Origin of the sequence: Bacillus sp. JJ1127 (genome assembly GCF_036965845.1) — a bacterium.
Lineage (GTDB): Bacteria > Bacillota > Bacilli > Bacillales > Bacillaceae_G > Bacillus_A.
On the sequence record NZ_JBALQK010000234.1, the window covers coordinates 1 to 3,861 of the forward strand.

The following is a 3,861-nucleotide window of genomic DNA, read 5'->3' on the forward strand; positions in this document are numbered from 1 at the left end:
CATAGCAGGGAGTTAGATGCCGAAAAATTAAAATGGATGTATATAGCATTTTTTAACAAATTGGTTTGGATGATTTGTCCATGTGTATAGTATAGAATATTTGTTTATGAAAATGGAATTATTACTGTCCATAACAGCCTGTTTTTTTACTTATTACGAACATTGGTGGAAATTTTTATTATGTTGGTGCCTCAAACCCTTTAAAATAAACAAAAAACTCCTCTTGTGAGGAGCGTTTTTGTTTATTTTAAAGAAAGTAATCGTTTGAATAAAATATTATTTTCAAGGTGCACGTGCTGAAATAAATCAGATTCAAAATCTTCTAGACGATTATAGACCATACGATATGTGCGGCATGCATGTTCTGGAGGAGTAAAATCATTTGTAATGATTCGTAATTCTTTTATAAGATCGCCAGCTTTATCATGCTCTTGTTCTAATTCTTCAAGTCTTTCAATTGCCAAAACTAAATTTTCTTCAGTCGGATTTTGCTCGTATGTTTTGATGAGTGGGAATACAAGAGCTTCTTCTTTCATTATATGTTGTTCAAGTTCTAATTTTAGTTCATGAAAAAGTCGATGAACGATACTTAAATGCGACTCTGTTTGACCATGTACGCGAAAAACCTTTGTTACATATGGACTAAGTTGTGGTAATTCTTCTTGAATAAAGCGATGATGTTTTTCAATAATATGATCAATTAGTGTAGAAAGATTAACTTCACTCCAGTTTGTAGATTCATTATTGTTCGATTTATATAAAGTGTACTGTTGGTTTAATATTTTTAAAAGTTCGTCAGATGAAATTTCTTTTGTTTGTGTTGCTACTTCAATTGTTTTGTCTCCTCCACAACAAAAATCAATGCGGTACTTTTTAAACAAGTCACTCGATTGTGGAAAAACAGTAACAATTTCACCTACAATAGATGTCTTAGTAAAAGGTATAGTCATATAAATCACTCCTCTGTTATTCGTATGTTTTAAGCATAATGGCTTAGGAAAGAGGGGGAAGTGATTATAATCACAAATATAATGGAGAATTCATGAATGTTTTGTCCATGATGGGAGAAATTTTTCAGCTTGGAAAGTAGTGGTGATCATCTTTCTTTTGAAAAACATATTGAATAAATTCATCTGAATTTTCAGTAATAAACAAAAAAGGGTTGTAGGTACTCATGGTATAATAAATTAAGGCGGTGAGGAAATGAAGCATAAAATGGGGCTATATAACGAGCCTTTTCAATCTATCCAATCTGGAAAAAAAGTATTTGAAGTACGCTTATATGATAAGAAACGTCAGAATATACAAAAAGACGATGAGATTGAATTTACAAATCTAACAACAAAAGAAACAATTTGCGTAAAGGTAACGGAGTTGAAATGCTATACAACATTTCAGCAGATGTATGAAGAGATTGATAAAGAGTTGCTGGGCTGCGCAAACTGGAGTTTAGAAGAGATGCTAGCAAGTACATATGAAATATACACAAAAGAACAAGAGCAAAAGTGGGGAACAATTGCTATTGGGATTGAAGTCATAGCATGATTCGAAATCGTGGTGCAGCTCTTATTATACAGGAGGAAAAGATTGCTCTTATAAAACGTATTCGAAACCATGAAGTGTACTTTGTATTTCCAGGTGGAGGAATTGAAGAAGATGAAACACCTGAAGAGGCAACGATACGTGAAGTTTATGAAGAACTAGGAGTGCATATTGAAATTGAAAGACTCGTTACAACGGATGAATATCATGGATTGCAGTTCTTCTACAAAGCCCGTATTATGGACGGTGTTTTCGGTAGCGGTAAAGCAGAAGAATTTACGAAGACGGACAGGGGACAATACGTTCCGATATGGGTCTCGATGAAAGAGCTATTAAATTTGAATATAAAGTCCTATAAAGTGGCAGAATGTATCGTTCATTGTTATAAAAAAGAGAGGTCTGACAACATACAATAAAAACCATTGACATAGCCTTCTGATTTCAGTATTGTATTCAGGTATGTGTTCAAAATCAGGAGGTTTTTATGAGTAATCAAACTACACATCATGTAAAAATGACAACAGCAGATCCATCTGGAATTGGTCTATTTGGATTAGCAATGGTAACACTTGTAGCATCAACACAAAAGTTAGGTTTAACAGATGGTGTTTCACTTGTATTGCCATGGGCAATCTTTTTAGGAGGATTTGCACAACTCTTTGCATGCATTCACGATGCAAAGCATAACAATACGTTCGGTACAACTGCTTTCGGTGCGTATGGCCTATTTTGGTTAGGTGTTGGAACGTCTTGGTTAATTCAACTTGGAGTATTTGGTGAAAAATTAGCACAATCTGCAGATCCAAAGCAACTTGGTGTAGCCTTTATTGGATACCTAATCTTTACGATCTTCATGACAATTGGCGCAATGGAAACACATAAAGTATTATTTATGATTTTTGTCCTTATTGATTTCTTATTTATCGGTCTTTCATTAAGTACTTTAGGTGTTATGCCACATGCAATGCATAATGTAGCAGCATACTCTGAATTATGTATCTCACTATTATCTTTCTATGGTTCAGCAGCTGCAGTGTTAAATACACATTTTGGAAAAGTTGTATTACCAGTAGGGAAACCATTTGGTATTTTTAAAAAATAAGATAAAAAGCACGAATGATTCATCGAATCATTCGTGCTTTTTTCAATTGTGAAAGTAAGGCTAACAAAAGTGTACGTTTAACCATCTTTATTTGTTAAGAGCTATAGCGGTTGGTCCAACTACTTTAGCGATTTTTTCTGAACTTGCTGGATTCCCATCGATGGTCACATGTACTTTTTGATTTTGGTTAGCAGTTACAACCCAAGCGCTCGGTAAATATCGAGATTGATGAGATAAGGTAGAAGGAATATTTAAAATATCTCCTAGTGCATATAATGTCGCGGATGAACCACCATCCATTGCCATCGCGTTTACTGCACCTTTTTCATAGAGAATGTCTTGGCAGTCTCTTAAAGAAGCCCCGATACTATGTGTCTGTCTTCCGTCTATGATGAAAAACATAATAGATCCATCCTTTTTCTGGGCCATAATACTTCGAGGACCATATCCCCATCCACCATCATTTGTAATCATTTTTTTTCCATTTACAATAAGTTGTGGCATGAACCCAGCTGCAGAAACAACATTTTTATTTAATAATTGTTCAGCAGAATAATCCCCTGTAACCATTTGACCGTATTTTGTCAGTCCAGTAATGAGAGTTGGAGTGTTGATATCCTTTGGTGTATTGATGACTTGACCATTTTCAATAACAATACCAATACCGGTTTTACCACCACCATGACCGGTTTCATCCCAAAAGCCACTTGCATTTACAGCAGCTAACGCATGGTTACGCTTAGCCATTACATAAATTTTCTCACCCACATCTTTTCCTTGTGAACCTTTTTGTGTTACAAGTTTTACGTTTAATGGATTGCTAATTGTCATCAATTTTCCTTCAAAATAATGATCGCTATATTTCTTTTTAATTGTTTCAATTGAGACATTAAGCGGTAAATGCTTTCTCCTTTCCAACTCTTGTTTTGAAAGTTTTAAGGAATTGGAAAACGCACTATTTTCCCATTTTGGATTTGTAATGGATTGCGAAATATCGTTTAACTCTTTATCGGACAACAATGTGATTTTTGCATACTGCGGATGTTGTGAAGTTAAAATACTTTCAGCAGCAATTACACGTAATTTATGTCCGTATGAAGTGCCAAATAAAATGACAGCACCTATTACTAACAACAACAATACCAAAATGGAGGATACTTTAAAAAATTTAATAAAATATTTCTTCATCGTAAAGACCCCTCATTATTTAAATTTGA

The 3,861-nt window shown here is 34.3% G+C and carries 5 protein-coding genes; 3 read left to right on the forward strand and 2 right to left on the reverse strand.

The window, feature by feature from the left end:
* Positions 1-242: 242 nt before the first annotated feature.
* Positions 243-950 carry an iron-sulfur cluster repair di-iron protein gene (gene ric, locus V7183_RS20700; RefSeq protein WP_335360678.1) on the reverse strand — a complete coding sequence of 236 codons (708 nt, stop codon included), beginning with the start codon at positions 948-950 and terminating at the stop codon, positions 243-245.
* Positions 951-1,203: 253 nt separating this feature from the next.
* Here ric and V7183_RS20705 point away from each other — a divergent pair, with 253 nt between their 5' ends.
* The 3 genes from V7183_RS20705 (at position 1,204) to V7183_RS20715 (ending at position 2,644) form a co-directional block, all read left to right on the forward strand.
* Positions 1,204-1,545 carry an ASCH domain-containing protein gene (locus V7183_RS20705; RefSeq protein WP_335360679.1) on the forward strand — a complete coding sequence of 114 codons (342 nt, stop codon included), beginning with the start codon at positions 1,204-1,206 and terminating at the stop codon, positions 1,543-1,545.
* Positions 1,542-1,958, forward strand: a complete 417-nt coding sequence (locus V7183_RS20710) for an NUDIX hydrolase (protein ID WP_335360680.1) — start codon at positions 1,542-1,544, stop codon at positions 1,956-1,958. Before V7183_RS20705 ends, V7183_RS20710 begins: the two co-directional genes overlap by 4 nt.
* A 68-nt stretch (positions 1,959-2,026) precedes the next feature.
* The gene (locus V7183_RS20715; protein WP_335360681.1) at positions 2,027-2,644 is read left to right on the forward strand and encodes an acetate uptake transporter; all 618 of its coding nucleotides are present in this window, start codon (positions 2,027-2,029) and stop codon (positions 2,642-2,644) included.
* An 87-nt stretch (positions 2,645-2,731) separates the two neighbouring features.
* On the opposite strand, the gene V7183_RS20720 is transcribed toward V7183_RS20715, so the two are convergent.
* Positions 2,732-3,832 carry a phosphodiester glycosidase family protein gene (locus tag V7183_RS20720; RefSeq protein WP_335360682.1) on the reverse strand — a complete coding sequence of 367 codons (1,101 nt, stop codon included), beginning with the start codon at positions 3,830-3,832 and terminating at the stop codon, positions 2,732-2,734.
* Between the last annotated feature and the right edge of the window lie 29 nt (positions 3,833-3,861).

Bases quoted from the DNA above. Each gene is read 5' to 3' on its own strand.
- ric (WP_335360678.1), bottom strand. From the start codon at position 950: ATGACTATACCTTTTACTAAGACATCTATTGTAGGTGAAATTGTTACT.
- V7183_RS20705 (WP_335360679.1), top strand. From the start codon at position 1,204: ATGAAGCATAAAATGGGGCTATATAACGAGCCTTTTCAATCTATCCAA.
- V7183_RS20710 (WP_335360680.1), top strand. From the start codon at position 1,542: ATGATTCGAAATCGTGGTGCAGCTCTTATTATACAGGAGGAAAAGATT.
- V7183_RS20715 (WP_335360681.1), top strand. From the start codon at position 2,027: ATGAGTAATCAAACTACACATCATGTAAAAATGACAACAGCAGATCCA.
- V7183_RS20720 (WP_335360682.1), bottom strand. From the start codon at position 3,832: ATGAAGAAATATTTTATTAAATTTTTTAAAGTATCCTCCATTTTGGTA.